Annotated in this window: 1 protein-coding gene; it reads left to right on the top strand. The window is 64.5% G+C overall.

Features of this window, described 5'->3' with window-relative positions; translation table 11 throughout:
- A partial coding sequence (locus CH289_RS20480) for a CoA-acylating methylmalonate-semialdehyde dehydrogenase (RefSeq protein WP_094728436.1) occupies positions 1-1,491 on the top strand: 1,491 nt, incomplete at its 5' end.
- Between the last annotated feature and the right edge of the window lie 25 nt (positions 1,492-1,516).

Here is a 1,516-nt window from a genome sequence, read left to right as displayed (position 1 = left end):
AAGCCGTTCGCTGGTACCTCCACCACCACCGCACCGGTCACCAACCCCGCCACCGGCGAGGTCACCGGCCAGCTCGCACTCGCCAACCTCGGCGACGCACGCACCGTCATCGACGCCGCCGCAGCCGCCTTCCCCGCCTGGCGCGACACCTCCCTCGCCAAACGCACCCAAATCCTCTTCAACTTCCGCGAACTACTCAACAAGAAAAAAGGCGAACTCGCCGAAATCATCACCGCCGAACACGGCAAAGTCCTCTCCGACGCCCTCGGCGAAATCTCCCGCGGCCAAGAAGTCGTCGAATTCGCCTGCGGCATCCCCCACCTCCTCAAAGGCGGCTACACCGAAAACGCCTCCACCAAAGTCGACGTCTACTCCATCCGCCAACCCCTCGGACCCGTCGGCATCATCTCCCCCTTCAACTTCCCCGCCATGGTCCCGATGTGGTTCTTCCCCGTCGCCATCGCCGCCGGCAACACCGTAGTACTCAAACCCTCCGAAAAAGACCCCACCGCCTCCATCTGGCTCGCCGAACTCTGGGAAGAAGCAGGCCTACCCCCCGGCGTCTTCAACGTCCTCCAAGGCGACAAACTCGCCGTCGACGAACTCCTCGAGAACAAGAAGATCAAATCGATCTCCTTCGTCGGCTCCACCCCCATCGCCCAATACGTCTACGCCACCGGCACCGCCAACGGCAAACGCGTCCAAGCCCTCGGCGGGGCGAAGAACCACGCCATCGTCCTCCCCGACGCCGACCTGGACTTGGCTGCCGACGCCATGGTCAACGCCGGCTTCGGCTCCGCAGGCGAACGCTGCATGGCCATCTCCGCCCTCGTCGCCGTCGGCGACATCGCCGACACCCTCGTCGCCAAAATCGTCGAACGCACCACCCCCCTGGTCACCGGCGACGGCACCCGCGGCGCCGACATGGGCCCCCTCGTCACCCAAGCCCACCGCGACAAAGTCGCCTCCTACGTCGACGCCGGCGAAGCCGACGGCGCCACCATCGTCATCGACGGCCGCGGCGTCAAAGCCGACGGCGGAGACGGTGCGAGCGAAGCGACGAGGGATGTCTCCGGTGGATTCTGGCTCGGCCCGACGCTCATCGACAACGTCACCACCGACATGTCCATCTACACCGACGAAATCTTCGGACCCGTCCTCTCCGTCGTCCGCGTCGACACCTACGACCAAGCCCTCGAACTGATCAACAACAACCCCTACGGCAACGGCACCGCCATCTTCACCAACGACGGCGGCGCAGCACGACGCTTCCAGAACGAAGTCGAAGTAGGCATGATCGGCATCAACGTCCCCATCCCCGTCCCCATGGCCTACTACAGCTTCGGCGGCTGGAAAAACTCGCTGTTCGGCGACACCCACGCCCACGGCACCGAAGGAATCCACTTCTTCACCCGCGGCAAAGCCGTCACCTCCCGCTGGCTCGACCCCAGCCACGGCGGCATCAACCTCGGATTCCCCGAAAACAACTAGACCCCACGTGAGTGGAAATGTAGGC

The organism is Rhodococcus sp. RS1C4 (assembly GCF_002258225.1).
GTDB classification, from domain to species: domain Bacteria; phylum Actinomycetota; class Actinomycetes; order Mycobacteriales; family Mycobacteriaceae; genus Rhodococcoides; species Rhodococcoides fascians_E.
The sequence above is the reverse complement of the archived record's forward strand: the minus strand, read 5'-3'. Positions and strand labels throughout refer to the sequence as shown.